Origin of the sequence: Colwellia sp. MB02u-14 (assembly GCF_014076915.1) — a bacterium.
GTDB lineage: Bacteria > Pseudomonadota > Gammaproteobacteria > Enterobacterales > Alteromonadaceae > Colwellia_A.
In genome coordinates, this window is sequence record NZ_JACGUX010000058.1 from 1 (window position 1) to 3719 (window position 3719).

General features: G+C 35.0%; 5 protein-coding genes. All 5 read left to right on the plus strand.

Annotation, left to right across the window (positions count from 1 at the left end):
• Positions 1–544: 544 nt before the first annotated feature.
• The 5 genes from H4J52_RS04690 (at position 545) to H4J52_RS04710 (ending at position 3159) form a co-directional block, all read left to right on the plus strand.
• Positions 545–982 carry a hypothetical protein gene (locus H4J52_RS04690; RefSeq protein ID WP_182224286.1) on the plus strand — a complete coding sequence of 146 codons (438 nt, stop codon included), beginning with the start codon at positions 545–547 and terminating at the stop codon, positions 980–982.
• Between the two features lie 109 nt (positions 983–1091).
• On the plus strand, positions 1092–1706 hold the full coding sequence (locus H4J52_RS19860; protein ID WP_259367817.1) for a DUF5677 domain-containing protein: 615 nt from the start codon (positions 1092–1094) through the stop codon (positions 1704–1706).
• A 114-nt stretch (positions 1707–1820) separates the two neighbouring features.
• Complete coding sequence (locus H4J52_RS04700) at positions 1821–2201, plus strand: hypothetical protein (RefSeq protein ID WP_008165532.1); 381 nt, start codon at positions 1821–1823, stop codon at positions 2199–2201.
• Between the two features lie 105 nt (positions 2202–2306).
• Positions 2307–2753 (plus strand): hypothetical protein, encoded by a 447-nt coding sequence (locus H4J52_RS04705; protein WP_182224287.1) that lies wholly within the window; start codon positions 2307–2309, stop codon positions 2751–2753.
• 85 nt (positions 2754–2838) lie between these two features.
• Positions 2839–3159: a hypothetical protein gene (locus H4J52_RS04710; protein ID WP_182224288.1), complete on the plus strand. Its 321-nt coding sequence runs from the start codon at positions 2839–2841 to the stop codon at positions 3157–3159.
• Positions 3160–3719 lie beyond the last annotated feature (560 nt).

Here is a 3719-nt window from a genome sequence, read left to right on the forward strand (position 1 = left end):
AGTCGACAGCTAAAATCGTAGGTTAACAAGCACCTAACAAGACGTTCAAACGGACAAAAAACAGTTGGCTGTTTCACTCCGTTCACAATTTTAGCCAACATTTTTTGCCGCTTAACGTGGCGTTATGTACCGCCTTCTTTTAAGGGTAAATTCTTTTTATAAGTTTGGTGCTTTCAAGTTGGTTTAGTATTTTTGGCATTGAGTTTTCGCTTTGTAGCTTGGTATTTTTCGCTATAAAACGAGTTTTGTCGCAAAGCTAGATTTGTGTCACGCTTTTTACGTTTATTTGGTGGCTCAAAGTTCACAGTTAGGTTTATGTTAGGCGGTGGGTGTTATTTATTTCTTCCGTTAATCTGTTAAATTTTAGTATTGTTTGTTACTGTAAAGTTCATAATAACCAATTACATAACAAGCTATTCAAGTGGGACAAATAACAGTTGGCTAGTTCCGCTCCGCTTCACATTTTAGCCAACTATTATTTGCCCCTTAATAGGGCGTTATATTGCTAAATAGTATTGGTGTACTTTCACTTTTGGAGAAGTAAATGAAAAATGGATTTAAGGGCGTTTTTGATATTTCGTCAGTATCAAAGGTTTTAGCTCTTTGCATTCTGAGTCTTGGCTCATATTTAATATATAAGCTCTACCTTTTGTCTAGCCAAATTAATAAAAATACTGAGCTAAAGATATCTAAGGTTTTTATTTTTACCACTATATTTCTATACACTATTTCATTTTTTACGTTAATTCACGCACTAGCAAATTGGCAAGAACCGGGTATTTTAAACATCACATTAGGTTTTCATGTTATCTCATCTATTTTTGATATAACGTGGATAATTATGGTACGAAATCGTATTAATTTAATTGCAGGCTCTAATAAAGGGGACAAACTTTGGTTAAACCCTTTTATCACGTCGTTGTTACATGTGGTTTATATGCAACATAAAATAAATCAAGGTTTGGCTAAAACCGCAATATAACAAGCTATTCAAACGGACGCTAAACAGTTGGCTAGCTTCGTTCCTCGCAATTTTAGCCAACAATTTTTCGCCGCTTAATAGGGCGTTATGCGTATAAGCAGAGGTTCATTTGAATAGTCGAGTTTGGGATGAGATCAATGCAATTAGGCTTGATGCATTTTCAAAAATTCATTACAAAAATAAGCAAGAACAATATGTCGCATTGTTAATGACTAGGGTTTCTGAGCTATGCCAAGATTCTCTTTTATTACTAAAAGAAAATCGGATTGCTTCTGCTCCAATTCTTCTCCGGAGTGCTTTGGAATCATATGTAGATCTCATGTGTGTGATTAATGATATTGACTATATCGATGAAATGAATAAATCGTTTGATTTTCGCAAGAAAAAAGTTAAAGGCGAACAAGTAGATCTTAGGAAGCTATTGTCTATTAAAAAGAAATTTGAACTTGCTGGTGAGCTTGGTGTTTATAATGGGTTTTATGCTCATTTGTGTCGTAGCTCACATGGAAATCTGGAAATGCTAATTAACTACCATGCTGTTGGTGAAAGTATTTCAATTGGGCATCTACCTGATCTTAAAGAGGTAAAAACACTTGAAAACCAAGCTGTTGCATTGACAGCAACAGCTTTAATTTCAGGACTCAAACTTCTAGGTAAATTTAACAATCAAATTAATCTACTCGAGCATATTCAAAAATGTGCTGGTAGTGGTAAATACGCATAACAAGAACTTCAAGAGGGACAAAATAAAGTTGGCTGTTTTGTTCACTCCGTTCACCTATTTTAGCCAACTCTATTTTGCCCCTTAAGTGGGCGTTAGTTGCCTTAGGAGTCACAGTTGAATTTTGATGATTTGAAATCGATTATCGATACTGAAAATGACCAAGAATTAAAGCTTACTTCTAATTTTTGGGAAATCACTAAAAACTCCAATTCAGAATTGAAGCCTTGGTTATCTGAAGATCAATTTAATCAGGTTTTCTCAAACCTATTAGAGTATCAAAATAACGATACAGTGTTTGTCTTTGAGTCTTTCGAACGCATATACAAAGATTCAGGTTTAACTAAAAGGTTAACTGAACAGCTAGATTTAAACTGGGCTAACTTTAATGCTTTTCAAAGCGATACCGAAATTCTTTATTTCTATATGGTGCCAAAAAGTTTAAATTGGGTTTTATATGCAAACAGAGACTTTTGGCAGTTTGCAAAAGGCAACTAACAAGTTACTCAAACGGACGCTAAACAGTTGGCTAGCTTCGTTCCTCGCAATTTTAGCCAACAATTTCGCGCCGCTTAGTAAGGCGTTATATGCACTAAGGAAAGTATGCGTACGTTAATCACATTAATATCAATTTTCTTTACTAGTAGCAGCTGGGCTTTGAGTTGTGGCTCACCTTCTAGCTCCGATATTATTGCCAGTGAACTTAACTCTCACATATTCACAGCGACTGTATTGTCAGCTAAAATTGATGGTGATTATGTTGTAGCCTCTTTTGATGTAATTGAAACTTTCAAAGGTAAGCCAGAAACTCTTACAAGTGTTTCTACGCGATATAGCACTGACGGTTCGCTCGGTATTGTTGTTGGGAGAGAGTACTTTTTTATAGTTGGTAACACTGGATTGTTTAATAGGTGTACTGGTACTGGCTTATTGCAATGGAGCGATTATTCCAGTTTATCAGTACAAGAGCACTTTGTTTATGTCGATCTGTACCGTGAATTGACGGAGTATTATCGTGCATATAACAAGCCATTCAAGCAGGACAAATAACAGCTGGCTATTTGCTCCTTCGTCGCTTATTTTAGCCAACTATCATTTGCCTCTTAATGGGGCGTTATATGCCTAAGGAGTTCGTGTGAAATTTTTGCTTATAATGTTATCGTTCATCGCATTTAATTCCTCTGCTTCAACAAGTCAGTTTGATTGTAAATATCTCGATTATAAATTGGTACTAAAGACAAAAGGTTTCGAACACGTAGTTCATGAGTTAAGTATCAATGGTAAAACTCTTATCACTGAGTTTCTAAATGGTAGTTGGTTCATTGAGGAAGTTAATTGTAAAAAAACAGGCTATGAGATTGTTGCCAGTCACGCTCAATATAATGACCCAATTAAAAAGGTTTTCATGCTAACTTATAGCAAAGAGAAGGGTTATAAAGTCGTATCAGGCATATAACAAGCCATTCAAGCAGGACAAATAACAGCTGGCTGTTTGCTCCTTCGTCGCTTATTTTAGCCAACTATTATTTGCCTCTTAATGGGGCGTTATGCGGCATTGCGAATTCGATTAAATGTAATTGTGGTAGTTGTCTTTTTTTTATCTTGGTTATTTACGTGTAAATAAATCTATTTCAGTTTTTGGTTAAATAGTTTTTCGCCAAAGTAGGTAAGTGGTAAATTCACTTTTCATTCGTGGCTCAAAATTCACGGTTTAGTGTGTCGCAATGCTGTGAGTTTTTTAAATGTGCATTTTATGTTTTTAATATTTATATAATTATGCGGTTTATGGTAATCTAAAAGTCGCATAACAAGGCATTCAAACGGACAAAAAACAGTTGGCTGTTTTCACTTCGTTCAACATTTTAGCCAACAATTTTTTGCCGCTTAATGTGGCGTTATGTGAATCTCATACTAAGGAGCACAAATGAATAAATTTATATCAATCGTAGCTGTTTTAATTACTTGTCTTTCAACAAATGTATTAGCCAATGAAGATATAGTTGATTACGATAAATT